This window comes from Rhodanobacter sp. PCA2 (assembly GCF_013620825.1).
Classification (GTDB): domain Bacteria; phylum Pseudomonadota; class Gammaproteobacteria; order Xanthomonadales; family Rhodanobacteraceae; genus Rhodanobacter_A.
The window spans coordinates 59947-85993 of the sequence record NZ_NJIC01000001.1; the positions used below are offsets into that span (position 1 = coordinate 59947).

Genomic DNA, 26047 nt, shown 5'->3' on the forward strand with positions numbered 1-26047 from the left:
GGGCATGCAGGAGGAACCCGCGCAGGGGCAGGATCGCGGGACGGCGCCGGAAGGATCTCCGGCGCCGTCCTCGTCTCTGCTGCAGGAGCTGGGCCAGCTGGGCAGCGCGGTGCGGCGGCTGTTCGGCGCGCAGCTGCAGCTGCTGGCCGCCGAGCTGGGGCTGGCGCGCGCGGCGGTGTCGTGGCTGCTGCTCGCCGCGCTGGTCGCCACCGTGGCCGGCGTGGCGCTGGGCCTGACCTTGCTGGGCCTGGTCGGCGTGCTGCTGGCGGGCTGGTTCCACTCCTGGCCGTGGGCGCTGGCGGTGCTGGCGGTGCTGCAGATCCTGCTGCTGTGGGGCGCGATCGCGCTGTTCCGGCGCTGCATGCACTGGATCAGCCTGCCCGCCACGCGCCAGGAGCTGGGCGCGGTATTCAGCGAGACCGTGCATCGCGCGGAGCGCACGGCGGACCACAAGATCGCGGAAGAGGGCAAGTCATGAGCCTGTTCGCAAAAATCGGGAAGGTCCGCGCCGCGCAGGCGCGCGTGGCCATCCATCGGGCGGAACTCGCCGCGCCGGCCGCCAGCCTGCTGGCGCGGGGCCACCGCCATCCGCTCACGGTGCTGGGCATCGCGGGCGGCGCCGGCTTCGTGCTCGGCGGTTTCGACATGCAACCGCTGCGCGTGCCCGGCGTGGGACCGCTGCTGCGCGGCGGCCTCGCCGAGGCCGTGGCGCAGGGACTGCGCCTGGTGACCGAACTGGGTGTCGGCGCCGTGGCCGGCGCCGCTGCGGACGACGCCTCCGCATGAACGAGCCCGCCCCGCTGGCCGGTGGGGTCGAGGCGGCGGCCCAGGCGGCCGCGTTGCCGGTGCAGGTGGTGTCGTCGCCGCACGGCCTGTTCGCCCGCCGCAGTGCGCGGGGGATACGTCGCCACCTGCGCGGCATCCGCGTGCTGCTCAACGCGCTGCTGCTGCTGGCGCTGCTGTACACGGTGACGCTGTGCAAGGCGCTGCTGATTCCGCTGGTGCTGGCCGCGTTCCTCGGCCTGGCGCTGAACCCCGTGGTGGCCGGCGGCGCGCGCTTCCACGTGCCGCGCTGGCTGGCGGCCAGCGTGCTGATGCTGGGCCTGATCGGCGGCATCGGCACCGGCATCGGCATGCTCACGCCGCCGGCGCTCGAATGGTTCCATGAAGCGCCCGCCACCATCCGCAGCTTCGTGCCGAAGCTGGAGCACATCACGCAGCCGCTGGAAGCCGCCAACCGCGCCACCCAGACCCTGGTCAGCGGCCATCCGGTGCGCGTGCAGGCGGCGCCGCCGCCGCCCGTGTCGGTGAGCGCATGGGACGTGGTGTCCACGGCGCCCAAGGTGCTGGCGGCGGTACTCACCGTGGTGCTGCTGGTGTTCTTCTTCCTGGTCTACGGCGACCTGCTGCTGCGCCGCGTGGTGGAGATCGCGCCCAGCTTCGGCCACAAGCGCCAGACAGTGGCGGTGGTGCGCGGCATCCAGGAGGAGGTGTCGCGCTACATCCTCACCACGGTGCTGATCAACTTCACGCTGGGCGCGCTCACCGCCGGCCTGACCTGGCTGCTGCACATGCCCGATCCGCTGCTGTGGGGCGCGGTGGCGATGCTCGCGAACTTCATTCCCTACGTGGGCGCCATCGTCACCACCACCGTGCTGCTGCTGGTGGGCCTGGCGCATTTCGACGACCCCACTCACGCCCTGCTGCCCGCGCTGTGCTTCGCCGGGCTCACCGCGTTCGAGGGCAACGTGGTGTCGCCGCTGATCCTGGGCCGGCGCATGCGCCTGTCGCCCATCGCGATCCTGGTCTGGCTGCTGATCTGGGGCTGGCTGTGGGGTATCCCCGGCGCGCTGCTCGCGGTGCCCATGCTCACCAGCGTCAAGCTGATCACCGAGAACGTGCGCGGCTGGGAGTGGTTCGCGCACATGGTGGAGCGCTAGGGAAGGTCTGATTGATCGACTGCCTGCTCGTCATTCCTGCGAACGCAGGAGGCGCTTCACAACAGCGAAGCTGGTCATCCAGTGCCTTTGTGTTCTGTGGCTCACAGGCGCTGGATGACTCGCTGCGCTCGCCCCTTCGGGGCCGCCCTGCGGGCGTTCTGCGCGCTTTGCGCTTGTCCGGCGTTCGCCGGGATGACGGGCAAAGCCAGCCGGCGTTGCCCCGGGCCGAGTCGTCGGCGTGGAAGTCCGGATTGGCGTGCGTCACCACGCGATGCGTTGCCCGTCGCGCAGCAGCGCGCCGTTGACGCCGGGCTCGGGCAGGCAGGCGGCGGCGACGACGCTGGCGGCGCCGCGTTCCACCGGGCCGCCGCCGGGGCCGCCCAGTCCGGTGGCGAGCCAGCCGGGGCAGACCGCATTGACCAGGATGCCGCTGCCGGCCACTTCGACGGCGAGCGCGCGGGTGTAGGCGTTGAGCGCGGCCTTGGACACGCGATAGGCGGGGTAGCCGATGCCGTCGGTCGTCGCGCTGGTCGCGCAGCCGCTGGTGACGTTGACGATGCGGCCGTAGCGGTGCCGGCGCATCAGCGGCAGCAGCGCGCGGCACAGTTGCCATGCGCCGAGCAGGTTGGTCTCCAGCGCCGCGCGCACGCTCTCGGGCGTGGCGGTCTCGGCGCGCGCCTCGCGGTCGGCATGGCCGCCGGCGTTGTTCACCAGCACGTCGAGGCGGCCGTGTTCGCGCTCGATCCACGCGGCGAGTTCGGCGATCTGCCGCGCATCGGTGACGTCGAGCGGCACGGCGACCGCTTCGCCTCCGATCTGCTTCGCCGCATGCCGACCCCTGGCGAGGTCGCGCGCGCCCAGCAGCACGCTGTAGCCGCGCGCGGCGAGCTGGCGCGCCACTTCGAAACCCAGGCCGCGGTTCGCGCCGGTGACCAGGGCCACGCGATGCAGCGGCGGCAGCGCCGCCGCATCCGTGACCGCCCGCTTGCGCGCCGTGTTCATGGCACGGCGGCCACCGGGGTGGCGACCGGCGCGCAATGCACGTCGTCGCCGCAGGCCTGCCAGCCGCCGCCCAGCGCCTTGTACAGCGCCACCGCGCGGGTATCGATCGCGGCCTGCGCCTGGGCCAGCGCGTCGTCGGCGGCAAGCTGCACGCGTTGCGCGTCGAGCAGTTCGAGGTAGCCGGTGGCGCCCTGTTCGTAGCGCACCCTGGCCAGCTCGGCGGCCTTGCGGCTCTGCGCCGACTGCGCCATCAGCTTCTCGACGTTCGCGTGTTGCAGGTTGTAGCCGACCACGGCGTTGTCGACGTCCTCGATCGCTTCCAGCACGGTGCGCCGGTAGTTCGCCTGCGCCGCATCGGTGCGCGCCTCGGCGGCATGCAGGTTGGCGCGCACGCGCTGCACGTTGAGACCGTTCCAGGCGATGCTGGGCGCGATCGACCACGCGCGGGTAGACGGCCCGCCGAAGTCGTTGCTGCGCCCGGCGAGGAAACCGAGGAAGCCGCCCAGCGAGAGATGCGGGAAGAAGTCCGCCTTGGCCACGCCGATGCGCGCATTGGCGGCGGCGTACTCGCGCTCGGCGACGCGCACGTCGGGGCGCCGCGCCAGCACGTCGCCGGCGGCGCCGATCGGCAGCACGGCGTCGATCGGCGTGAACGTCTTCGGCGACACGTCGATGTCGAGCGCGCCGGGCTGTTCGCCCAGCAGCACGGCGAGGCGGTATTCGTCGGCATGCGCCTGCATGTCGAGCAGGGGCAGTTGCGCCTGCACGCCGCTGAGTTGCGCACCGGCGCTGGCCACGTCCTGGTCCGAAGCCGTACCCACCTCGGCGCGGGCGCGGATCAGCTTGAGCGTGTCTTCCTGGTTCGCGATGTTGCGGCGAGCGATGTCCAGCCGCTGCTGCACGCCGCGCAGCGCGAAGTAGTTGCGCGCCACCTCGGCGAACAGGCTCACCTGCGCGTCCTGCAGCGCGGCCTCGCTGGCGCCGAGGTCGGCGCGCGCGGCTTCCACCGAGCGGCGCACGCCGCCGAACACGTCGATCTCCCAGCTCGCGTCGAAGCCCGCCTGGTAGGCGGTCACCGTGTTGCGCTGGTCGCTGAGGCCGGGCGTCTGCTCGCGGCTGCGGGTGTAGGAGACGCCGGCCTGGACGTTCGGCAGGTACTGCGACTTCGCGCCGCCAAGCAGGGCGCGCGATTCGGCGAGGCGCGCCACCGCGATGCGCAGGTCGAGGTTGTTCGCGGCCGCGCGCTGGATCAGCGCGTCCAGCGTGGGATCGCCGAACTGCTTCCACCATTGGGCCTGGAATTGCGCGGCGCTTTCGCGCGCCGCATCCACGCCCTGCAGTTGCGGCGTGGGCGTGGCGGGCTGGTGGTAGTTCGGTCCGACGCTGACGCAGCCGGCCAGCGCGAATGCGGCGAACAATGCGGTCGCCTTGCCCGTCATGCCTGCGGAAACAGGCATCCAGCGCCTTTGGGTCATCGGGGCGAGAGTCGCTGGACCCCGGCTTTCGCCGGGGTGACGGGCGGGTGCGGCAGCGGGGCGAGCAGGAGCGGCATCAGCGATGCCTGCAATCAAGGTTTTCATCTCAATGTCCCTCCAGCGCCGGCAGTGCGTTCGCCTGCGCGTGCTTGCGCGCTTCGCGGCGTTCCACCAGGGCGCGGATCACGACGTAGAACAGCGGGGTGTAGAGCAGGCCGAAGATCGTCACGCCGAGCATGCCGGAGAACACCGCCACGCCCATCGCGTGGCGCATCTCCGCGCCGGCGCCGTGCGAGGTCACCAGGGGCACCACGCCCATGATGAAGGCGATCGAGGTCATCAGGATCGGGCGTAGCCGCAGCCGTGCCGCTTCCAGCACCGCCTCGTGGCGGCTCATGCCTTCGTGCTGGCGTTCGCGGGCGAACTCCACGATCAGGATCGCGTTCTTGCACGCCAGGCCCACCAGCACGATCAGGCCGATCTGGGTGAAGATGTTGTTGTCGCCGCCCGACAGCCACACGCCGGCAATCGCGGACAGCAGCACCATCGGCACGATCAGGATCACCGCCAGCGGCAGCGACCAGCTCTCGTACAGCGAGGACAGCACCAGGAACACCAGCAGCACGCACAGCGGGAACACCAGCACCGCGGTGTTGCCGGCGAGGATCTGCTGGTAGGTCAGCTCGGTCCACTCGATGCTCATGCCGTTCGGCAGCACCTGCTGCGCCAGCTTCTCGATCGCCGCCTGCGCCTGGCCCGAGCTGTAGCCCGGCGCCGGGCCGCCGTTGATCTCGGCGGTGGGGTAGCCGTTGTAGTGCATCACGCGGTCCGGGCCGGCGCCGTGCGTCACGGTGACGAAGGAGCCCAGCGGCACCATCTCGCCCTTCGCGTTGCGCGTCTTCAGCTGGCTGATGTCCTCCAGGTCGTGGCGGAACTGCGGCTCGGCGGAGAGGTTCACCTGGTAGGTGCGGCCGAAGCGGTTGAAGTCGTTGACGTAGAGCGAGCCGAGGTAGGCCTGCATGGTCTGGTAGACGTCGCCCAGGTTCACGCCTTCGGCCTTGGCCTTCTCGCGGTCCACGTCCACGTCCACCTGCGGCACGTTCACCTGGAAGCTGGAGAACAGGCCGGCCAGCACGGGGTCCTTGCGGCTCGCCGCGATCAGGTTCTGGGTCTGCTTGTACAGCTCCTCGAAGCCGAGCTGGCCGCGGTCCTCGATCTGCACGCGGAAGCCGCCGATCGTGCCCAGCCCCATCACCGGCGGCGGCGGGAAGGTCGCGATGTAGGCGTCCTGGATGGACGCGAACTTCGCGTTCAGCGCACCTGCGATCGCGCCCGCGGAAAGATCCGCGCTGCGGCGCTCCTCGAACGGCTTCAGCGTCACGAACACGATGCCGGCATTGGTGCTGTTGGTGAAACCGTTCACGGACAGGCCGGGGAAGGCCACCGCGCCCTCGACGCCGGGCTGCTTCAGCGCGATCGCGCTCATCCGCTTGATCACGTCCTCGGTGCGGTCCAGCGAGGCGGCGTCGGGCAGCTGCGCGAATGACACCAGGTACTGCTTGTCCTGGGTCGGCACGAAGCCGGTGGGCACGCGCCAGAAGCCGAACGCGGTGAGCGCGATCAGCGCCGCGTACACCACCAGCGCGGCCGCGCCCTTGCCCTGCAGCCTGCGCGTGGTCGCCACGTAGCGCTCCGCGCCGTGGTGGAACAGGCGGTTGAACGGGCGGAACAGCCAGCCGAACAGGCGGTCGATGGCGCGGGTGAGGCGGTCCTTCGGCGCGTCGTGCGGCAGCAGCAGGATGGCCGACAGCGCCGGGCTCAGGGTCAGCGAATTGAACGCCGAGATCACCGTGGAGATCGCGATGGTCAGCGCGAACTGGCGGTAGAACTCGCCGGTGAGGCCGCTGATGAAGGCGGTGGGGATGAACACCGCGCACAGCACCAGCGCGGTGGCCACGATCGGCCCGGTGACCTCGTGCATCGCCTTGCGCGTGGCCTCCTTCGGCGTCTGCCCCAGTTCGATGTGGCGCTCCACGTTCTCCACCACCACGATGGCGTCGTCCACCACGATGCCGATCGCCAGCACCATGCCGAACAGCGACAGCGCGTTGAGCGAGAAGCCCACCACGTACATCACCGCGAACGTGCCGATCAGCGACACCGGCACCGCGATCAGCGGGATCACCGAGGCGCGCCAGGTCTGCAGGAACAGGATCACCACCAGCACCACCAGCAGGATCGCCTCCAGCAGGGTGTGCGCCACCGCCTCGATCGAGCCGCGCACGAACACGGTGGGGTCGTAGACGATGTGGTAGTCGATGCCCTGCGGGAACTCCTTCTTCAGCTGCGCCATGGTGGCGCGCACCTCGTCGGAGATCTGGATGGCGTTGGAGCCGGGCCGCGCGAAGATCGGCACGGCCACCGCCGGCTGGTTGTCCAGCAGGCTGCGCAGCGCGTACTGGTTCGAACCCAGCTCCAGCCGCGCCACGTCGCCCAGGTGCACGGTGGCGCCGTCGGGATCGGTGCGCAGCACGATGTTGCGGAAGTCGTCCACCGTGCTCAGGCGGCCCTGGGTGTTGATGTTGAGCTGGAAGTCGGTGTCGCCGCGCACCGGCGGCGCGTTCAGCGCACCGGCCGCCACCTGCACGTTCTGCTCGCGGATCGCGTTCGCCACGTCGCCGGTGGTGAGGCCGCGCTGGGCGAGCTTGTCCGGGTTGAGCCAGACGCGCATGGAGTATTCGCCCGCGCCGAAGATCTGCACGTCGCCCACGCCGTTGAGTCGACTGAGCACATCCTTCACGTGCAGCCGCGCGTAGTTCGACAGGTAGAGCATGTCGTAGCGCTGGTCGGGCGAGGTGAGGTGCACGACCATGGTGAGGTCGGGCGAGCTCTTCTGCGTGGTCACGCCGAGCCGCTGCACTTCCTCCGGCAGGCGCGGCAGCGCCTGCGACACGCGGTTCTGCACTTCGACCTGCGCGGTGCTGAGGTTGGTGCCCAGCGCGAAGGTCACGGTGAGAGTCATCACGCCGTCGCTGGTGGCCTGCGAGGAGGTGTAGAGCATGCCTTCCACGCCGTTGATCTGTTCCTCCAGCGGCGTGGCGACGGTCTCGGCGATCACCTTGGGATTGGCGCCGGGATAGTTGGCGCGCACCACCACGGTGGGCGGCACCACTTCGGGGTATTCGCTGATCGGCAGCTGGAACACCGCGATGCTGCCGGTGATCACGAACAGCAGCGACAGCACGGCGGCCATGATCGGCCGGTCGACGAAAAACTGGGCAATGTTTTTCATGGTTTGTCTCGATGACTTCGGAATGCCGACCCCCTCTCCCCTCCGGAGAGAGGGCTGGGGTGAGGGGCCGGGGCTTGCCGGGGCGTTCGCGCTGCGGCAAAGCGTTTTCAGGTTTCGATTGGTGGGCGGTGCTTGCGCAAGACCGGCCCCTCATCTCGGTCCTCTTCCTCGCTCCTCAGAGCAGGGCCATCCATGGCCCTACTCCGCGTCCCGAAGGGGAGAGGAAGAAGAGCGGGTTCAGCCTTGCGGTTCGTGCGCGGCCGGCGGCGCGGCCATCGCGGTGCGTGCGTCGTCATGGCCGCCGGCTTCGACCAGCGCCTTGTCGCGCGTGTCGAGGCGGTAGTCCATCGCCACCTGCTGCGGGTTCACCTCGGCGCCGGGGCGCACGCGCTGCAGGCCGTTCACCACCACCACGTCGCCGGGCGAGAGGCCGCTGTCGATCACGCGCAGGCCGTGGAACAGCGCCCCGGTGCTGACCTTGCGGTACTCCACCTTGTGCTTGGCATCCACCACGTAGACGAACTGGTTGCCGAGGTCGGTGCCCACCGCGCGGTCGTCGATCAGCAGGCGCGGCTGCGGCTGGCCGCTCTGCAGGCGGATGCGCGCGTACAGGCCGGGGGTGAACAGGCTGTCCTTGTTGTCGAACACGGCGCGCAGCCGCATCGTGCCGGAGTCGGTGTGCAACTGGTTGTCGACGAAGTCGATGCGGCCCGTGTGCGGGTAGCCGTTCTCGTCGGCCAGCTCCATCGAGGCCTCGATGCGCGGGCTGTTGCCGTCGCGCGTCGCGCTGGCGCGCAGGTGGTCCAGCTTCAGCCAGGTGTGCTCGTCCACGTCGAAGTACACGTAGACCGGATTCACCGAGACCACGCTGGTCAGCACGTCGGCGCTGGTGACGAGGTTGCCGGGCGTGATGTGCACGTTGCTGACGCGGCCGTCGACCGGCGCGCGCACCTCGGTGAAGCCGAGGTTGAGCTTCGCGGTGGCCAGGGCGGCATCGGCGGCGGCGAGCGACGCGCGTGCGCTCTGCGCGGCGGTGTCGAGGCGGTCGGCCTCTTCCTGCGCGATGGCGCGCTGGTCGAGCAGGCGGCGGCCGCGTTGGGCGTTGGCCTGGGCCAGGCCAAGCTCGGCCTGCGCCTGGCTGCGGTTGGCGGCGAGGCGGTCCACCTCGGCCTGGAACGGCCGCGGGTCGATGCGGAACAGCACGTCGCCCTTGTGCACCAGGGCGCCCTCGCGGAACGACACCGAGTCCACGTAGCCGCCCACGCGGGGCCGTACCTGCACGCTGTCCACCGGCTGCACGCGGCCGGTGAAGTCGGCGCTGTTGCTCACCGGGCGCAGCAGGGCGCGGGCCACGGTCACTTCCGGCAGGGCGCCGCCGGGGCCGGCGGACTGGGCGTGGCTGCCGCCGTGTTCGCCGAGCAGGGCCCAGCTGCCAGCGATCGCCACCACGACGAGACTGGCCAGTATCAGTTTCTTTTTCATCTCTTGCGCTCCCTGGATGGGGACCGTGCGGCGACGCAGCACGATGGGGGAGATGGATAATAGGTGTACTATCGGGTACAGAAAAACCCGATTTTGTGAACTCCACTCATGACATTTGGTCACGAATGACCGCATAATGACGGTGATGGAAGACTTCTCGGCAATATCGAGCTTCGTCCGGGTGGTGGAAGCCCGCAGTTTTGCGGCCGCCGCCGTCCAGCTGGGCATGACCCCGTCCGGGGTAAGCCGCGCGGTGTCGCGGCTGGAGGAGCAGATCGGCGTGCGCCTGCTGTTCCGCAGCACGCGGGCGCTGCGGCTCACCGACGACGGGGAATCTTTCTACCAGCGCTGCAAGGCGATCCTGGCCGACCTCGGCGAGGCGGTGGACGCGCTGAACTACGCGCGCACCAAGCCCAGCGGCAAGCTGCGGGTGGCGGTGAACGTGTCGGTGGGCCGCGCCGCGCTGATCCCCAACCTGGCCGATTTCGAGGCGCGCTACCCCGACATCCGGCTGGAGCTGTCGATGAGCGACCGCAACATCGGCCTGATCGAGGAAGGCATCGACTGCGCGATCCGCATGGGCGAGCTGGAGGATTCCAACCTGATCGCGCGCAAGCTGGGCTACTTCAGCAACGTGCTGTGCGCCTCGCCCGACTACCTCGCGCGGCACGGCACGCCGGCCACCGTCGAGGATCTGAAACAGCACCGCTGCATCAACTACGTCTATCCCACCAGCGGCCGCGCCTACCAGTGGCAGTTCGACACGCCGGATGGCCGCATCGCGCTGGACGTGGACGCGCACCTGCTGATCAACGACGGCGAATCGGTGATCCAGGCGGCGATGGCCGGCCTGGGCATCATCCAGACGCCGCACTGGCTGGCCGCCTGCGCGATCGGCATGGGCAAGCTGCAGGTGATCATGGAGGACGCCATCTGCACCGGCTCGCCGGTGTGGCTGGTCTACCCGCAGAAGAAGCACCTTTCGGCGCGTGTGCAGGCCTTCCTGGAATGGGTGCACGAGCTGTTCGAGCGCACCAACCTGCCGGCCTGCCGCATGACGATGCCGCTGCCGGCGAAGACCAGGGGCATGGCGTCGGCGGCGCCGGTCAGGGGCGTGGAAGCGGCGATTTCCCAGACCGCCGAATGACGCCCGTCGCCGGCGCCTTCAGGGCCGCAGGCGGCGATACAGCGTGCTGCGGCTGACGCCCAGCCGGCGCGCGGCTTCCGACACGTTGCCCTGGCAGGCGCCCAGCGCGGCCTGCATGGTTTCCTGCGCGACGGTGTCCAGGCGCGGCACTTCGTGCGGGCGCACCGGAGCGGGCGGCAGCTCGGCGAGTAGCGGCCGCCGCACGAATTCCGGCAGCTCGTCCGGCCCCACCGTGGCGCCCGGCTCGGCCAGCGCCAGCAGGGACTTCAGCGTGCCCAGCAACTGCCGGATGTTGCCCGGCCACGGGTACGCCGAAAGCAGGGCGAGCGTGTCCGGACCCAGCGCGACGCAAGCGGTGTCGGCGCCCAGCCGTTCCCACAGCCAGCCGATCAGCTCGCCGCAGTCCTCGCGTTCGCGCAGCGGCGGCAGCGTGATGCTGGACTGGGCGATGCGGTAGTACAGGTCGGTGCGGAAGCGTCCGGCCGCGACTTCGGCGTCCAGCGGGCGCAAGGTGGCCGCGACCACCGCGAAGTCCACCTTCACCGGCCGGCCACCGCCCAGCGGCACCACTTCGCGCTCCTGCAGCACGCGCAGCAGGCGGCTCTGCAGTTGCGGCGGCATGTCGCCGATCTCGTCCAGGAACAGCACGCCGCCGTCGGCCTCGCGCAGCAGGCCCGGCGCGCCGCTGCGGCGGGCGCCGGTGAACGCGCCGGCCTGGTAGCCGAACAGCTCCGCCTCGATCAGCGTTTCCGGCAGCGCCGCGCAGTTGATCGCGACGAACGCGCCGCTGGCGCGGCGGCTGCGGCGGTGCAGCTCGCGTGCCCACACTTCCTTGCCGGTGCCGGTTTCGCCCTGCAGCAGCAGCGGGATGTCGGCGTCGAGCAGGCGCACGCCGCGCACCAGCTGCGCCTCCTGCACCGCGTCGAAGAAGATCGTGGGCGATGCCGCCGCCGGCTTGCGCGGCGGCAGCGTGCCGGGCACCGCGATGTGGCTGGCGTCGCCGCTCTGGCTGCGCGCCTGGAAGGTCTCGCCGCCAGGACCGCGCAGCGGCACCACCATGTTGCGCGGCGGCCGGGCGGATTCGAACAGGTCGGTGTAGCGCAGCCGGCCCAGCTCGCTCCAGTCCAGCCCCAGCATCTTGATCGCGTAGCGGTTCGCCGCCACCAGGCGCTGGTCCTCGAACACCAGCACGCCTTCGCGCGGCGTGTCCAGCAGGCTGCCGTCGTGGTGCAGGCGGATCACCTGGCGGCCGGGCATCTCGCGCTTGAGCAGGCGCCGCTCGATCTGGTCCACCGCGAGCTGGACGATGCCCAGCGCATGCATCTGGTGCACGCTGGATTCGCCGGAGATGTCGAGCAGGCCCACCGCCTGCCCGCGGCCGTCCAGGATGGGCGAGGCCGAACAGCTCAGCACGCGGTTGTTGCTGAAATAGTGCTCGCCGCCGCGCACCTCCACCGGGCGCCGTTCGTGCAGCGCGGTGCCGATCGCGTTGGTGCCGATGATGTCCTCGCTCCAGCTCACGCCCGGGCGCAGCGCCACGCGCGCGGCCTTGTCGAGGAAGTCGGTGCTGCCGCTGGCCTCGACGATGGTGCTGTCCGGCGCGGCGAGGATCACGATGCTGTCGCAGGTGCGCGCATCCGAATAGAGCAGTTCCAGTTCCGGCCGGCACAGCCGGATCAGGGCCTCGTTGCGATCGCGCAACTCGCGCAGCGTGGGCTGCTCGGGCGGGGCGATGCTCAGCCGCTGCTCCGGCGCCAGGCCCAGCGCGCGGCAGCGCTTCCACGACGCCAGGATGGTCTCGCCCACCAGCTCGCGCGGGTTGGCGCCCGTTTCGAAGAAACGCTGGCGGGCGGTGCTGATCGCTTGGCGGGAGGGCAGCGACATCGTGGTGGCCTCTGGCAAGTGTCGCAATTTGCAACAGTGGTGCGTGGACTGTTTCTCCACACAACACCGATCCGGGCTCCATACGCAAGGGTTGGCGGGATCTTTCGATGCTGCGCCGCGAAATAAACGGGGCACGGGTTGAAACAGATTTGCAATTTGCCGTGGATCAGGGTCGTGCGGCATTGCGTCAAGGCAAGGCGGGCACCCGCGGTTGGCACGGACTTCGCGACAGGAACGGGGATTCAATTCCACACGGAGCAACGACCATGACGCGACTCGAGCAGCAGCATCTCCCGGTGCAGGTTCCCTTCAAGCAGCGCTACGGCAATTTCATCGGCGGCCGCTGGGTGGCCCCGGCCAACGGCAAGTACTTCGAGAACGTCACGCCGATCACCGGCAAGCCGTTCTGCGAGATCCCGCGTTCCGACAAGGACGACGTCGAGGCGGCGCTGGACGCCGCGCACGCCGCCAAGGCCGCCTGGGGCAAGACCTCGGTCGCCGAGCGCGCGCGCATCCTCAACCTGATCGCCGACCGCATGGAACAGAACCTCGACGTGCTCGCCCACGCCGAGACCTGGGACAACGGCAAGCCGATCCGCGAGACCCGCGCGGCCGACGTGCCGCTGGCGATCGACCACTTCCGCTACTTCGCCGGCTGCATCCGCGCGCAGGAAGGCGGCATCAGCGAGATCGACGACGACACCGTCGCCTACCACTTCCACGAGCCGCTGGGCGTGGTCGGCCAGATCATTCCGTGGAACTTCCCGCTGCTGATGGCCGCGTGGAAGATGGCGCCCGCGCTGGCCGCCGGCAACTGCATCGTGCTGAAGCCGGCCGAACAGACCCCGGCCAGCATCCTGGTCTGGGCCGAGCTGGTCGGCGACCTGCTGCCCCCGGGCGTGCTCAACATCGTCAACGGCTTCGGCCTGGAGGCCGGCAAGCCGCTGGCCTCGTCCAACCGCATCTCCAAGATCGCCTTCACCGGCGAGACCACCACCGGCCGGCTGATCATGCAGTACGCCAGCCAGAGCCTGATCCCGGTGACGCTGGAGCTGGGCGGCAAGTCGCCGAACATCTTCTTCGCCGACGTGATGGACAAGGACGACGACTATTTCGACAAGGCGCTCGAAGGCTTCGCGCTGTTCGCGCTGAACCAGGGCGAGGTGTGCACCTGCCCCAGCCGCGCGCTGGTGCAGGAGTCGATCTACGAGCGCTTCATGGAGCGCGCGGTCAAGCGCGTGCAGGCGATCAAGCAGGGCAACCCGCTCGACCCGACCACCATGATCGGCGCGCAGGCCTCCGGCGAGCAGTTGGAGAAGATCCTGTCCTACCTCGACATCGGCAAGCAGGAAGGCGCCAAGGTGCTGACCGGCGGCGAGCGCGCCGTGCTGCCGGGCGAACTCAAGGACGGCTACTACGTGAAGCCCACCGTGTTCGCCGGCACCAACAAGATGCGCGTGTTCCAGGAAGAGATCTTCGGCCCGGTGGTGTCCGTCGCCACGTTCAAGGACGAAGAGGAAGCGCTGGCGATCGCCAACGACACGCTGTACGGCCTCGGCGCCGGCCTGTGGAGCCGCGAGGCGAACACCTGCTACCGCATGGGCCGCGGCATCCAGGCCGGCCGCGTGTGGACGAACTGCTACCACCTGTATCCCGCGCACGCGGCGTTCGGCGGCTACAAGCAGTCCGGCATCGGCCGCGAGAACCACCGGATGATGCTGGACCACTACCAGCAGACCAAGAACCTGCTGGTGAGCTACTCGCCGAAGGCGCTCGGCTTCTTCTGAGCGCGCGCGGCCGGCCGCGGAGGCGGCCGGCCGCTTTCCAGGGGGATATGCAACGCGCAACACCGGTCCCGCCAGCGGGGCCGCGGGCCGCCACGTGCCCGCAACGGCGATGCGCGACGACACACGATCGGGAGACGCGAATTGATCGGATCGAGGCTGAATCTGTCTGCTGCCGCATCGGCCGGGAGGGCGATGGCGTGCTGCGCCGCCCTGCTGCCGTGCCTGGCGCAGGCCGACCAGCCCGTGCACCAGCTCGGCGAAGTCGTGGTGGTCGGCGTGACGCCGCTGCCGGGGCTGGACCTGCCGCTGGCGCAGGTGCCGCTGAACGTGCAGGTGGCGCAGGCCGACGACCTGCAGCAGATCCACGGCCAGTCGCTCACCGACCTGCTGGCGCGGGATTTCCAGGGCGTCAACCTGACCCAGTCGCAGGGCAACCCGTGGCAGTCCAACCTGTATTTCCACGGCTTCACCCTGTCGCCGCTGCAGGGATCGCCCTCGGGCCTGTCGATCTATCTCGACGGCGTGCGCCAGAACGAGTCGTTCGCCGCGACGATGAACTGGGAAGCGATTCCCGACTTCGCGATCCGCAACGTCGCGCTGATTCCCAGTTCCAATCCGCTGTACGGCCTCAACACGCTCGGCGGCTCGCTGGTGCTGACCAGCAAGAGCGGCTTCACCGATCCGGGCGGCTCGTTCAGCGTCACCGGCGGTTCGTGGGGACGCATCCAGGCCGACGCGGATTTCGGCGCGCACGGCGACACCTTCGGCTTCTACGCCGGCATCGGCAGCGACTACGAAAGCGGCTGGCGCGCGCATTCGTCCAGCCGGGTGCAGCAGGGTTTCCTGCGCCTGGACTGGCATCCGGACGCGGCCACCGCCATCGCGCTGAGCTACGCGGGCACGCACGCCACGCTGTTCGGCACGCAGACGCTGCCCGTCGAATGGGCCGACACGCCGGCCGCCGCCTACACCTGGCCCGACCATTTCACCGACAACATCAACCAGTTCAACCTGCGCGGCACGCGCGAGCTGGGCGGCGGCTGGTCGCTGCAGGCGTCCGCCTACCTGCGCCTGTCGCAGAGCCGCAGCTTCAACAGCAACGTCAACGCCTACGACGGCTACGACGACGACGGCCCGCTGGGCTACGCCGTCGACGGTCCGTTCGATGGCGCCTCGGTCGGCCAGTACTACTACACGGGATTGAGCCCGGCCTACGACCCGCGCAACCCCGGCGCGACCATCAACAACGTGCCCGCCGCGAACGTGCTCGGCAACGTGCACACGCGCGGCTACGGCGCCTCGGTCCAGGCGGTGGACGACAGCGAGTTCGACGGCCACCGCAACCGCCTCACCGTGGGCGCCAGCCTGGACGGAGGCAGCAGCCGCTTCACCCAGTACGGCCAGCCGGCGTATTTCCCCTACGACGTCGCGCAGCGCGGCAACACCGTGGGCCTGTTGCCGTTCGAACTGGACCCGATGACCGCGGCCGCCACCGGCACGCGCAGCTACGGCGTGTACTTCATGGACGTGCTGGCGCTCACCGATGCGCTGCACGTCAGCGCCGGCGGCCGCTACGACCACAGCCGGATCGGCGTGAGCGACCTGTCGGGCAACGAGCCCGCCATCGACGGCCGCAACAGCTTCCACCGCTTCAACCCCAGCCTGGGCGCGACCTGGTCGCTGTCGGCCAGGCTCAACGCCTACCTCAACTACGACGAGGGCATGCGCGCGCCCACGCCGATCGAGCTGGAGTGCGCCGACCCGGCCGCGCCCTGCGCGCTGCCGAACGACTTCACCAGCGATCCGCCGCTGAAGCCGGTGGTGGCGCACACGTTCAGTGCCGGCCTGCGCGGCACGCTGGCCGACGGGCGGCTGCACTGGAACGTGTCGCCGTACTACAGCCGCGTCAGCAACGACATCCTCACTATCCACACCGGCGGCAGCGCGCAAGGCTATTTCGCCAACGTGCCGCGCACCGTGCGCAAGGGCGTGGATGCCGGCTTCGGCGGCCAGTCCGGCCGCTTCGAATGGCAGGTCGACTACAGCTTCGTCGCTGCGACCTACGGCGCGCCGTTCGCGGAGCTGAGCGAGGACAACAGCAGCGCCGATCGCCTCGACGCCATCCAGGTGCGCCGCGGCGACCGCATCCCGGGCATCCCGCGGCAGATGGGCACGCTGGCCGGCGAGTACCACTTCACGCCGCAGTGGTCGCTCGGCGCCAACCTGCGCGCCTGCGCGGGCCAGTACGCCACGGGCGACGAGAACAACCAGGACGCGCACGGCCGGCTGCCCGGCTACGCGCTGCTCGATCTCGACCTGCACTGGCGCCCGGTTCCGGCGCTGACGCTGTTCGTGCAGGTGCAGAACGTGTTCGACCGGCGTTACTTCGCCAGCGGCCAGCTCGGCAGCAACGTGTTCGACACGCCGGACCGGCTGGTCGACACGAATGGCCCCGGCACATCGACCTTGTTCGTCGCGCCGGGCGCACCGCGCGCCTGGTTCGCCGGACTCCAGTACGACTTCGGCCGGAGGCTCGACTGATGCCCGGCCTGTTCCACGTCGTCGCCACGCCGACGGCCGCGCATGGGGATGCGACGGCCGCCGGGAACCGTGGCGGCGACACGACGCGGCCCGCCTGCCTGCATGAGCCGGCGATGTCCGCACCACCCGCGGCGCACACACCGTAACGCCGCGATCACGCGAGGGGAGAGGCACATGAGCAACACGGCAAAACCACCAGGGCGGCATCGGCAGCGGGCCCGGCAGCGGGGCGGTCTGGTTGCACTCGGACTGATCGCCGCCTGTCCGCTGGCCGCGCAGGCCACCAGCTTCAGCGGCGACAACTGGAAGGTCGACATCAGCGGCTTCGTCAACGCGTACTACACCACCACGAGCTGCTCCGGCTCCGGCACCAACCTGGGCGGCACCGCCCTGGCCGGCCGGGCGCTCGGCTGCGGCGGCCAGAAGGACCGCACCACCATCGGCAACGGCCTGCTGCCCGATGCCCTGATCACCAAGGTCACCACCCAGCAGGAAGGCATCGACATCGGCGCGCAGATTTCGCTGATGCCGAGCATCGCCACCTCCAATGCGCTGGCCAGCAACAACGGCATCGACGTGCGCCAGGCCTTCTTCACCCTGGGCACGCCGGACTTCGGCACCGTGAAGCTGGGCCGCGACTACGGGTTGTTCGGCTACAACGCGACCGTCGGCGACATGACCCTGATGGGCACGGGCATGCCGACCCAGGCCACCCAGCGCGGCCGCGTCTCGCTCGGCCACATCGGCGCGGGCTACACCTACCTCGGCAACTACGCGCAGATCATCTACACCACGCCGGGCACCAGCGGCTTCGGCTTCAGCGGCGGCGTGTTCAGCCCGGTGGACAACACCGGCAGCTACGATTCGCGCACCGCGCCGCAGGTGCAGGCGGAAGTGTCCTACACCGCGGGCGGCTTCAAGGGATGGATCGGCGCCAAGACCCAGCGGTTCTATTCGAGCGCCGCGGGTGCGCAGCCGGACAACTTCACGATGACGGCGGGCGAGATCGGCGCCTCCGGCACCTTCGGCCGCTTCAGCCTGCTCGGCAACGTGCAGGTGGGCCGCGGCATCGGCATCCTCACCGATGGCGACCAGGCCAACATGCGCGGCATCAACTACCTGCTGCAGGGCACCTTCGCGGTGACCGGCAAGCTCAAGCTCGGCCTGAGCGGCGGCGTCAGCCGCAACCGCGACGACCTCGCCGAGGACGCGCACCTCAAGTCCAACACCAACCTCACGGCCGGCGCCTATTACGCGCTGACCAAGAGCGTGACGCTGAGCGTCGAACTTTCGCAGACCCGTTCCAGGTACTTCACCGGACAGAGCGCACGCCAGAACGGCATCTCGGCCGGCGGCATCCTGTTCTTCTGAACCCCCTGCACCACACGATGGAGGAGTCAACATGAAACAACGTTCATGGCATCGATACACCGTGTTGTTCGCTTCGCTGCTCGCCTTCACCGGCGGAGCCATGGCGGCGGACCACTACGATCCGGTGACCGACGCGCGCCTGATGAAGGCCGCCAGCGATCCGGGCTGGCTGATGTACCGGCGCGACTACGGCAGCTCCGGCTACGCCCCGTTCGACGCGATCAACGCATCCAACGTCACCGGCCTCAAGCAGGTGTGGGACCACGAGACCGGCTTCCAGCAGGGCCACGAATCACCGCCGGTCGTGAACGGCGATTACCTCTACGTCACCACGCCCAAGGACGAGCTGCTCGCCTTCCAGGCCAGCACCGGCAAGCTGCTGTGGAAGTACCAGCACGATCTTTCGCACGTGGGCCTGAAGACGGTCTGCTGCGACGTGGTCAATCGCGGCGTCGCGCTGTACGGCGACAACGTCTACATGGCCACGCTGGACAACCGGGTGATCGCGTTCGACGCGAAGACCGGCAAGGTACGCTGGAACAGGCAGCTGATGGCGCCGGACCTCGGCTATGCGATGACCCTGGCGCCGATGGCGCTGCAGGGCAAGATCATCGTCGGCGAATCCGGCGGCGAATACGGCGCGCGCGGCTTCGTCGAGGCGCTGGACGCGAAGACCGGCAAGCAGGTGTGGCGCCGCTACACCATCCCGGCGCCGAACGAGCCGGGCGGCGACAGCTGGCCCAAGGGCGCCTACAAGACCGGCGGCGGCGGCGCATGGCTCACCGGCAGCTACGACGAGGCCACCAACACCCTGTTCTGGGGCGTGGGCAACCCCGGCCCGTGGCTCGCCAAGCTGCGTCCAGGCAACAACCTGTACACCGACTCGGTGATCGCGCTCGATCCGGCCAGCGGCAAGATCAAGTGGCACTTCCAGTACACGCCGCACGACACCTGGGACTACGACGGCACCAACGAGACGGTGCTCACCGACCTCGACTACCAGGGCAAGCCGTACAAGGCGCTGGTCTCGGCGAGCCGCAACGGCTGGTTCTATGCCATCGACCGCACCAACGGCAAGCTGATCTACGCGAAGAAGTTCGTCACCGCCACCTCGGTCAGCGGCGTCAAGGACGGCCAGATGGTCACCGACGCGTCGCTGTATCCCGACGTGGACAAGGAAGTCTTCACCTGTCCGAGCTTCCTCGGCGGCAAGAACTGGTGGCCGATCTCGGTCGATCCGCAGACGCACATGGCCTACGTGCCGACCCTGCACAGCTGCATGACCATCAAGGGCGCCACCGTCGGCTACAAGGCGGGCCTGCCGTTCCTCGGCGAGACCTTCAACGTGACGGCCGACCCGGCGTTCAAGGACACCTGGGGCGCGGTGCAGGCGATCGACGTCAACACCGGCGAGCAGGCGTGGAACTTCCCGTCCAAGCTGCCCTGGAACGGCGGCATGCTGAGCACGGCCGGCGGCCTGCTGTTCTCCGGCAGTGCGGACGGCCACCTGTACGCCTTCGACGCCAAGACCGGCAAGGTGCTGTGGAAGAGCCCGCAGCTCACCTCGGGCATCGTGGCGCCGCCGAGCACCTGGACGGTGGACGGCAAGCAGTACGTGGGCGTGTACGCCGGCTGGGGCGGCGCTTCGCCGATCTGGGGCGGCGACATGGCCAAGGATCCTGCGGTCGCCAACATCCCGCTGGGCGGTCACCTGTACGTGTTTGCACTCTGAGGAGGTACGGACCATGAAGCAGGTCAAGAAACTGAACACTCCACGCAGCAACCTGTTTGCATGGTTCGTCGTGCTGGCCGCCGTACTTGCGTACGGCGGCCACGCACGAGCCGGAACCGTGACCCTGTGCGTGGACAAGAGCAGCGCTGCCGCACCGATGGATACGCGTCTCGCCCAGGCAGTCGCGCGGCACGAAGGCGCCACGCTGGCCCTGCATCGTTTCGACGGCGCGGGCGACGGCGACGACGGCCTGGGTGCGAAGGATTTCCACCGCCTCGCCGCGCAATGCGACCTCGTGCTGGGCTTCCCGGTCGACGCCGGGGCGCACGGCGCGCCCATGCCCGGCCTGCACGCCACGCGTGCCTACGGCCACACCGGCTTCGTGCTGGTCACGCCGCGCGGCAAGGGGTGGACCTCGCTGGCAAGCCTGCCGGCCGGCTCGCGCGTGGCGGTCACCTACCAGACCACGCCCAACATCTACCTGGCCGACCATCCGAAGCTGGCGGCGGACGTGCAGCTCGACGACGCGGCCACGCTGAAGGCCCTGCAGTCGCGCAAGGATGTCGCCGCGATGCTGTGGCGCCCGACGGTGGTCAGCCAGCTCGGCGAGCGCGGGCTGGAACAGCACTACGACATGCACGAGCTGGACGAAAGCCACGCCCGCTTCGATCTCGTCGCGCTGTATGACGATGCCCATGCGGAAGCCGCGAAAGCCTTCGAGCAGGCGGTGGCCGCCATGGCGGCCAGCGGCGAGCTGGCGCAGACCCTGGCGCCGTACGCGCAACCGGGGGCCGCCCTGACCGCGGTCGCGGGAGCGAAGTCTGCCGAGCGGCGGGTCTTCGGCGCAGCGCGCACGCGGCATGCGGCCGATCGCCGTTGCGCCGCGAACGCGCGTGCAGGCAAGAGCAGGAAGCCGGCCCGCGTGCCCACGCTGTACACCCAGGCCCAGGCCGATATCGGCAAGGCGAAGTTCCTCGAGAACTGCTCGCGCTGCCACGGACGCGACCTCGGCGGCATGGCGGGGCCGGCCCTGAAGGGGGCGAATTTCGCCTCGGCGGCCTCGCACTTCCACGTCGGCGACATCTTCACCATCGTCTCGCAGAACATGCCCGCGACCCAGCCTGGCAGTTTGCCCAAGGACGACTACGTGGAGATCATGGCCTTCCTGCTGCAGGAAAACGGCTACCCGGCCGGCAGCACTGCGTTGACCTTCGACCAGGCCAAGCAGTCGAAGGTGGATTTCATCTACCGCGGACAGTGAGGGGCGCCATGTCGGATCGTTCCGCCAGCTTGCGGAAGTCTTCATCCATGCCGCTGCTTGCCGTGGCGACGGCGGCATGGGTGGCGGCCGCGGCGTCGCCCGTGCCGGCAGCGGCACGGGATGCCGCCGCGACGGGCGAACCGGCCGTTTCCGCCAGGGAGCTGCCGGCGATCCGGGTCAATGCCGCCCGGCTGCGGATCGACCCGCGCGACGTGCCGGCCGCCGTCAGCATCGTCGACGTGGACCCGGCGCAGGCGGGCCAGCCGGGCGTGAACCTGTCCGAGGCGCTGGTCGGCGTGCCGGGCGTGCTGGCGCGCGACCGCCAGAACTACGCGCAGGACGAACAGTTCTCCGTACGCGGCTTCGGCGCGCGCTCCACCTTCGGCGTGCGCAGCATCCGCCTGTTCGTGGACGGCGTGCCGGCGACGCTGCCGGACGGGCAGGGCCAGGTCTCCGATTTCAACCTCGACATGGGCGGCCGGCTGGAAGTGCTGCGCGGGCCGTTCTCGGTGCTGTACGGCAACGCGGCGGGCGGCGTGGTGCAGTTGTGGAGCGCACCCGGCACGGCGGTGCCGCAGACCACGCTGGGCGTCAACGCCGGCAGCCACGACAGCTTCCGCTACAGCGCCGCCACCCGCGGCATGCTCGGCGACGTGGACTACAACGTCGCCGCCGCGCAGTTCCTCTCCGGCGGCTACCGCGGGCACAGTCGCGTGAACCGGCAGTCGGCGCACGCGCGCTTCGGCATCCCGCTGGGCGGGCAGCGCAAGCTCACCGTGGTGCTGGACCATTTCGCGCAGCCGCGCGCGGAAGACCCGATGGGCCTGACCCGCGCCCAGCTGCAGGCGGACCCGCGCCAGGCCGCGCCGGCTGCGCTGCAGTACGACACCCGCAAGAGCATCCGGCAGGACCAGCTCGGGCTGGTGTACGAGCAGGCGTTCGACGGCGGCGACCAGCTGCGCGTCGCCGGCTACTTCGGCCGCCGCGACATCGAGCAGTTCCAGTCCATTCCCAAGGCCACCCAGGCGAACCCCTTGCAGCCGGGCGGCGTGGTGGCGCCGGACACGAACTACGGCGGCCTCGACCTGCGCTGGACGCACGACGGGCAACTGTTCGGCCGCGACACCGAGTTCGTGCTCGGCGGCGGCGCCGACGCGCAATGGCAGCGCCGGCTGGGCTACCAGAACTTCGTCGGCAACACGCTGGGCGTGCGCGGCGCGCTGCGCCGCGACGAGGACGACGACGTCGACAACCTCGACGCCTACGCGCAGTGGTACTGGTATTTCGCCGAGCACTGGTCGCTGCTGCTGGGCGTGCGCCACGACCGCGTGCACTTCCGGGAGCGCGACCACTACGTCACGCCGCTCAATCCGGACGACAGCGGCCGCGTCGACTACTCCGCCACCACGCCGGTGCTCGGCGTGCTGTTCCATCCGCGCGACAACCTGCAGCTCTACGCGAGCTGGGGCCGCGGCTTCGAGACGCCGAGCTTCAACGAGCTGGGCTACCGCAGCGACGGCCGGCCCGGGCTGGCGTTCAACCTGCGCGCGGTGCACAGCGACAACAGCGAGCTGGGCGCGAAGTGGCAACCGACCGCCGCGCTGAAGGCGGAGCTGGCGCTGTTCCGCGCCGACACCCGCAACGAGCTGGTCGTCGCCACCAACGAGAACGGCCGTTCCACCTACCGCAACGCCGGCGCCGCGCGGCGCCAGGGCGTGGAGCTGTCGCTGTCCGGTACGATCGCGCCGGACTGGCAGATCGCCGCCGGCTTCACCCACCTGCAGGCGGTGTTCCGCAGCGGTTTCCTCACCTGCGCCAGCACCCCGTGCAAGACCCCGTCCACGCCGGTGCGGCGGGGCGCGCGCATCTCCGGCGTGCCGGGCAACTACGGCTCGCTGCGCCTGCAGCACGGCGCGGAGCTGGGCTGGCGCGAAGGGCTCACGCTCAGCGGCGCCGGCAACGTGGTGGCCAACGACACCCAGACGGCCCGTGCCGCCGGCTACGGCCTGGTCGGCGCGGACGTGGCCTACGTGTTCGCGCTGGGCGCCGCGCAGCGGCTGCAGCTGAGCGCGCGCGTCGACAACCTGGCGAACCGCCGCTACGTGGGCTCGGTGATCGTCAACGACGGCAACGCGCGCTACTACGAGCCGGGTCCGGACCGCACCTGGATGCTCGGTGCCCGGCTGAGTTTCTGATTCGCAACCGCAGGAGTACCGCCATGTCTTCCGACGCTTCCGTTCCCGTCCGGGTCATCGCCACGCCGCAGGCGGAGGAGCTGATCGCGCGTCTGCGCGCGAAGCACGGTCCGGTGCTGTTCCACCAGTCCGGCGGCTGCTGCGACGGCTCCTCGCCGATGTGCTATCCGCAGGCCGAGTTCATCGTCGGCGACCGCGACGTACGCCTGGGCGAGATCGCCGGCGCGCCGTTCTACATGAACCCGGAACAGTACGAATACTGGAAGCACACCCAGCTCATCATCGACGTGGTGCGCGGCATGGGCGGCATGTTCTCGCTGGAGAACGGCGAGGGGGTGCGCTTCCTCACCCGCTCGCGGCTGTTCGACGACGCGGAGGTCGAGGCGCTGATCGCCGCGGGCCAGCTCTGAACCGGCCGGCCCGCGTCCGCGCCGCGCCTCAGGCACCCATCGGCATCAACAGCAGCAGCGCCGCGCCCAGCGCGATGCGGTAGACCGCGAACACGGTGAAGCGGTGCGTGCGGATGTAGCCCAGCAGCCACTTCACCGCGGCAAAGGCCACGATCAGCGAGACGATGAAGCCGACGATCAGCGCGGTCCAGTCCTCGTGCGCCGCACTGCCGTTCTTCCACACCTTCAGCAGCTCGTAGCCGGTGGCCGCGTACATGGTGGGAATGCCGACCAGGAAGGCGAACTCGGTGGCCGCCGCGCGGTTGCTGGTGCCGAACAGCATGGCCGCGAAGATCGTGGCGCCCGAACGCGAGGTGCCGGGGAACACGCCGGCCACCATCTGCGCGATGCCGACCAGGATCGCCACCGTCCAGGTCACTTCCGTGCGATCCGGCTGGCGCGCCGCCAACGCTTCCGCGCCGATCATCCAGAAGCCGCCGATGATCAGCGCCCAGGCGATCGGCGCCACCGTTTCCGGCAGCTTGAAGCCGTAGTGCGTGACCACCAGGCCCAGCACGCAGGTGATCAGGAACGCCACCGCCAGCTTGAACAGGTAATCGCGCGTCGCCGGGTCGCGCCACTGCGTCAGCAACTGCCAGATGCGCTTCCAGTACACCAGCGTGATCGCGAGGATCGCGCCGGCCTGGATGCCCACGTTGAACAGGTCGGAGCGCGCGCCCAGCCAGTGCTCCGCGATCAGCAGGTGGCCGGTGGAGGAAATCGGCAGGAACTCGGTGATGCCCTCGATGATGCCGAGCAGGACGATGTTGAGCAGATCGGTCATGGATGCGCGCCAGTGTGGTCGGGCGCCGGGTCGGGGCCGCGGCGGAGGGCGTAGCTTAGAGGCAGCGGATGACTGCGGGGTGTTCCCGGTGCGAGGATGGGCGAATTTCGTCGACCAGCGGTCGCCAGGTCTCGCAATTTGATCAAGATCGGTGCAAAAAGGGCTGCAGTTTGCACCAGCATGAGACTTTCCCGGTCGCCGGTATCGCGCAAGTTCTTGTTCGTCCAAGGTTTTGCCGCTGGCATGACCCTTGCCTCCACAAGCACGTCAACCATCATCGAGGTTCCGCCATGACTGCCCAGAAAGTGCTCGACCTGATCCAGGAACACGAGGTCGAGTTCGTCGACCTGCGCTTCGCCGACATGGTCGGCAAGCACCACCACGTCACTTTCCCGGCGCACGCCATCGACGAGTCGACCTTCGAGGACGGCAAGATGTTCGACGGCTCCTCGATCACCGGCTGGAAGGGCATCAACGAGTCGGACATGATCCTGATGCCCGACCCGGACACCGCCTACCTCGACCCGTTCAGCGCGCACACCCAGCTGGTGCTGCATTGCGACGTGCTGGAGCCGAGCACCCTGCAGGCCTACGGCCGCGACCCGCGCTCCATCGCCAAGCGCGGCGAGGCCTACCTCAAGTCCACCGGCATCGCCGACACCGCGTTCTTCGGGCCGGAGCCCGAGTTCTTCATCTTCGACTCGATCCGCTGGCAGAACGACATGGGCCGCGTGTTCTACGAGATCGAGTCCAACGAGGCCTCGTGGAGCACGCGCTTCAAGTACGAGGACGGCAACATGGGCCACCGCCCCGCGGTGAAGGGCGGCTACTTCCCGGTGCCGCCGGTGGACACGCTGGGCGACCTGCGCGCCGACATGTGCAAGGTGCTGGAGTCGCTGGGCCAGACCGTCGAGGTGCACCACCACGAGGTGGCGAACGCCGGCCAGTGCGAGATCGGCGTGAAGTTCAACACGCTGGTGAAGAAGGCCGACGAACTGATGACGATGAAGTACGTCATCAAGAACGTGGCGCACCAGAACGGCAAGACCGTCACCTTCATGCCCAAGCCCATCGTGGGCGACAACGGCTCGGGCATGCACGTGCACCAGTCGCTGGCGAAGAACGGCGAGAACCTGTTCGCCGGCGACCTGTACGGCGGCCTCAGCCAGACCGCGCTGTGGTACATCGGCGGCATCTTCCGGCACGCCAAGGCGATCAACGCGTTCGCGAACTCCACCACCAACAGCTACAAGCGCCTGGTGCCGGGCTTCGAGGCGCCGGTGATGCTGGCCTACTCCGCGCGCAACCGTTCGGCGAGCTGCCGCATCCCCTACGTGTCCAGCCCCAAGGGCCGACGCATCGAGGTGCGCTTCCCCGACCCGATGAACTCCGGCTACCTGGTGTTCACCGCGCTGATGATGGCCGGCCTGGACGGCATCCTCAACAAGATCGACCCGGGTGCACCGGCCGACAAGGACCTCTACGACCTGCCGCCGGAAGAGGAGAAGAACATCCCGCAGGTGTGCGCCAGCCTCGACGAGGCGCTGGTCGCGCTGGACAAGGATCGCGAGTTCCTGAAGGCCGGCGGCGTGTTCACCGACGACTTCATCGACGCCTACATCGGCGTGAAGATGCAGGAGGTCACCCGCTACCGCGCCAGCACCCATCCGCTGGAATTCCAGATGTACTACGCTCTGTAAAAGGG

The 26047-nt window shown here is 69.4% G+C and carries 18 protein-coding genes; 12 read left to right on the forward strand and 6 right to left on the reverse strand.

Annotation, left to right across the window (positions count from 1 at the left end):
• Window positions 1-4: 4 nt before the first annotated feature.
• From PCA_RS00325 to PCA_RS00335, 3 genes are read left to right on the forward strand one after another with little or no spacing between them, the layout of a single operon-like run.
• Window positions 5-478 (forward strand): ABC transporter ATP-binding protein, encoded by a 474-nt coding sequence (locus tag PCA_RS00325; RefSeq protein ID WP_181300119.1) that lies wholly within the window; start codon window positions 5-7, stop codon window positions 476-478.
• Window positions 475-786: a hypothetical protein gene (locus tag PCA_RS00330; protein WP_181300120.1), complete on the forward strand. Its 312-nt coding sequence runs from the start codon at window positions 475-477 to the stop codon at window positions 784-786. The genes PCA_RS00325 and PCA_RS00330 overlap by 4 nt, the downstream gene beginning before the upstream one ends.
• Entirely contained in the window at window positions 783-1940 is a 1158-nt protein-coding gene (locus PCA_RS00335; RefSeq protein ID WP_181300121.1) for an AI-2E family transporter, read from the forward strand. The genes PCA_RS00330 and PCA_RS00335 overlap by 4 nt, the downstream gene beginning before the upstream one ends.
• A 261-nt stretch (window positions 1941-2201) precedes the next feature.
• On the opposite strand, the gene PCA_RS00340 is transcribed toward PCA_RS00335, so the two are convergent.
• The 4 genes from PCA_RS00340 to PCA_RS00355 form a co-directional block, all read right to left on the reverse strand.
• Window positions 2202-2942, reverse strand: coding sequence for an SDR family NAD(P)-dependent oxidoreductase (locus PCA_RS00340; RefSeq protein ID WP_181300122.1), 741 nt, complete (start codon window positions 2940-2942; stop codon window positions 2202-2204).
• The gene (locus PCA_RS00345) at window positions 2939-4399 is read right to left on the reverse strand and encodes an efflux transporter outer membrane subunit (protein ID WP_255436566.1); all 1461 of its coding nucleotides are present in this window, start codon (window positions 4397-4399) and stop codon (window positions 2939-2941) included. The genes PCA_RS00340 and PCA_RS00345 overlap by 4 nt, the downstream gene beginning before the upstream one ends.
• Window positions 4400-4523: 124 nt before the next feature.
• Complete coding sequence (locus PCA_RS00350; protein WP_181300123.1) at window positions 4524-7709, reverse strand: efflux RND transporter permease subunit; 3186 nt, start codon at window positions 7707-7709, stop codon at window positions 4524-4526.
• A gap of 237 nt (window positions 7710-7946) precedes the next feature.
• Window positions 7947-9191, reverse strand: a complete 1245-nt coding sequence (locus PCA_RS00355) for an efflux RND transporter periplasmic adaptor subunit (protein ID WP_181300124.1) — start codon at window positions 9189-9191, stop codon at window positions 7947-7949.
• 145 nt (window positions 9192-9336) lie between these two features.
• On the opposite strand from PCA_RS00355, the gene PCA_RS00360 reads away from it, so the two are divergent.
• Window positions 9337-10338 carry a LysR family transcriptional regulator gene (locus tag PCA_RS00360; RefSeq protein WP_255436575.1) on the forward strand — a complete coding sequence of 334 codons (1002 nt, stop codon included), beginning with the start codon at window positions 9337-9339 and terminating at the stop codon, window positions 10336-10338.
• Between the two features lie 18 nt (window positions 10339-10356).
• Here the strand turns inward: PCA_RS00360 and PCA_RS00365 are convergent, their stop codons facing one another.
• Window positions 10357-12222: a sigma-54-dependent Fis family transcriptional regulator gene (locus PCA_RS00365; RefSeq protein ID WP_181300125.1), complete on the reverse strand. Its 1866-nt coding sequence runs from the start codon at window positions 12220-12222 to the stop codon at window positions 10357-10359.
• A gap of 266 nt (window positions 12223-12488) precedes the next feature.
• Here PCA_RS00365 and adh point away from each other — a divergent pair, with 266 nt between their 5' ends.
• The 7 genes from adh to PCA_RS00400 all read left to right on the forward strand — a co-directional run bounded on the left by adh (window position 12489) and on the right by PCA_RS00400 (window position 23519).
• Window positions 12489-14009 carry an aldehyde dehydrogenase gene (gene adh / locus PCA_RS00370; protein WP_181300126.1) on the forward strand — a complete coding sequence of 507 codons (1521 nt, stop codon included), beginning with the start codon at window positions 12489-12491 and terminating at the stop codon, window positions 14007-14009.
• A gap of 192 nt (window positions 14010-14201) precedes the next feature.
• The gene (locus PCA_RS00375) at window positions 14202-16550 is read left to right on the forward strand and encodes a TonB-dependent receptor (protein WP_181300127.1); all 2349 of its coding nucleotides are present in this window, start codon (window positions 14202-14204) and stop codon (window positions 16548-16550) included.
• 174 nt (window positions 16551-16724) lie between these two features.
• Entirely contained in the window at window positions 16725-17921 is a 1197-nt protein-coding gene (locus PCA_RS00380; protein ID WP_181300128.1) for a porin, read from the forward strand.
• A gap of 31 nt (window positions 17922-17952) precedes the next feature.
• Window positions 17953-19653, forward strand: a complete 1701-nt coding sequence (locus tag PCA_RS00385) for a methanol/ethanol family PQQ-dependent dehydrogenase (RefSeq protein WP_181300129.1) — start codon at window positions 17953-17955, stop codon at window positions 19651-19653.
• Window positions 19654-19666: 13 nt separating this feature from the next.
• A complete protein-coding gene (locus tag PCA_RS00390; RefSeq protein WP_181300130.1) occupies window positions 19667-20914 on the forward strand; it encodes a c-type cytochrome in 1248 nt (415 codons plus the stop codon).
• A gap of 47 nt (window positions 20915-20961) precedes the next feature.
• Window positions 20962-23109 (forward strand): TonB-dependent receptor, encoded by a 2148-nt coding sequence (locus PCA_RS00395; protein WP_181300131.1) that lies wholly within the window; start codon window positions 20962-20964, stop codon window positions 23107-23109.
• 23 nt (window positions 23110-23132) lie between these two features.
• Window positions 23133-23519, forward strand: coding sequence for a DUF779 domain-containing protein (locus PCA_RS00400; RefSeq protein WP_181300132.1), 387 nt, complete (start codon window positions 23133-23135; stop codon window positions 23517-23519).
• Between the two features lie 28 nt (window positions 23520-23547).
• Here PCA_RS00400 and PCA_RS00405 read toward each other — a convergent pair whose 3' ends face one another.
• Window positions 23548-24342, reverse strand: a complete 795-nt coding sequence (locus tag PCA_RS00405; protein ID WP_181300133.1) for an undecaprenyl-diphosphate phosphatase — start codon at window positions 24340-24342, stop codon at window positions 23548-23550.
• A gap of 290 nt (window positions 24343-24632) precedes the next feature.
• Between PCA_RS00405 and glnA the strand changes: the two genes are divergently transcribed.
• The gene (gene glnA / locus PCA_RS00410) at window positions 24633-26042 is read left to right on the forward strand and encodes a type I glutamate--ammonia ligase (protein ID WP_181300134.1); all 1410 of its coding nucleotides are present in this window, start codon (window positions 24633-24635) and stop codon (window positions 26040-26042) included.
• Window positions 26043-26047 lie beyond the last annotated feature (5 nt).

Coding starts and splice junctions, on each gene's coding strand:
- PCA_RS00390 (WP_181300130.1), top strand. CDS start 19,667: ATGAAGCAGGTCAAGAAACTGAACACTCCACGCAGCAACCTGTTTGCA.
- PCA_RS00325 (WP_181300119.1), top strand. CDS start 5: ATGCAGGAGGAACCCGCGCAGGGGCAGGATCGCGGGACGGCGCCGGAA.
- PCA_RS00375 (WP_181300127.1), top strand. CDS start 14,202: ATGGCGTGCTGCGCCGCCCTGCTGCCGTGCCTGGCGCAGGCCGACCAG.
- PCA_RS00350 (WP_181300123.1), bottom strand. CDS start 7,709: ATGAAAAACATTGCCCAGTTTTTCGTCGACCGGCCGATCATGGCCGCC.
- PCA_RS00365 (WP_181300125.1), bottom strand. CDS start 12,222: ATGTCGCTGCCCTCCCGCCAAGCGATCAGCACCGCCCGCCAGCGTTTC.
- PCA_RS00395 (WP_181300131.1), top strand. CDS start 20,962: ATGCCGCTGCTTGCCGTGGCGACGGCGGCATGGGTGGCGGCCGCGGCG.
- PCA_RS00385 (WP_181300129.1), top strand. CDS start 17,953: ATGAAACAACGTTCATGGCATCGATACACCGTGTTGTTCGCTTCGCTG.
- PCA_RS00400 (WP_181300132.1), top strand. CDS start 23,133: ATGTCTTCCGACGCTTCCGTTCCCGTCCGGGTCATCGCCACGCCGCAG.
- adh (WP_181300126.1), top strand. CDS start 12,489: ATGACGCGACTCGAGCAGCAGCATCTCCCGGTGCAGGTTCCCTTCAAG.
- PCA_RS00340 (WP_181300122.1), bottom strand. CDS start 2,942: ATGAACACGGCGCGCAAGCGGGCGGTCACGGATGCGGCGGCGCTGCCG.
- PCA_RS00335 (WP_181300121.1), top strand. CDS start 783: ATGAACGAGCCCGCCCCGCTGGCCGGTGGGGTCGAGGCGGCGGCCCAG.
- PCA_RS00405 (WP_181300133.1), bottom strand. CDS start 24,342: ATGACCGATCTGCTCAACATCGTCCTGCTCGGCATCATCGAGGGCATC.
- PCA_RS00380 (WP_181300128.1), top strand. CDS start 16,725: ATGAGCAACACGGCAAAACCACCAGGGCGGCATCGGCAGCGGGCCCGG.
- glnA (WP_181300134.1), top strand. CDS start 24,633: ATGACTGCCCAGAAAGTGCTCGACCTGATCCAGGAACACGAGGTCGAG.
- PCA_RS00345 (WP_255436566.1), bottom strand. CDS start 4,399: ATGCCTGTTTCCGCAGGCATGACGGGCAAGGCGACCGCATTGTTCGCC.
- PCA_RS00330 (WP_181300120.1), top strand. CDS start 475: ATGAGCCTGTTCGCAAAAATCGGGAAGGTCCGCGCCGCGCAGGCGCGC.
- PCA_RS00355 (WP_181300124.1), bottom strand. CDS start 9,191: ATGAAAAAGAAACTGATACTGGCCAGTCTCGTCGTGGTGGCGATCGCT.
- PCA_RS00360 (WP_255436575.1), top strand. CDS start 9,337: ATGGAAGACTTCTCGGCAATATCGAGCTTCGTCCGGGTGGTGGAAGCC.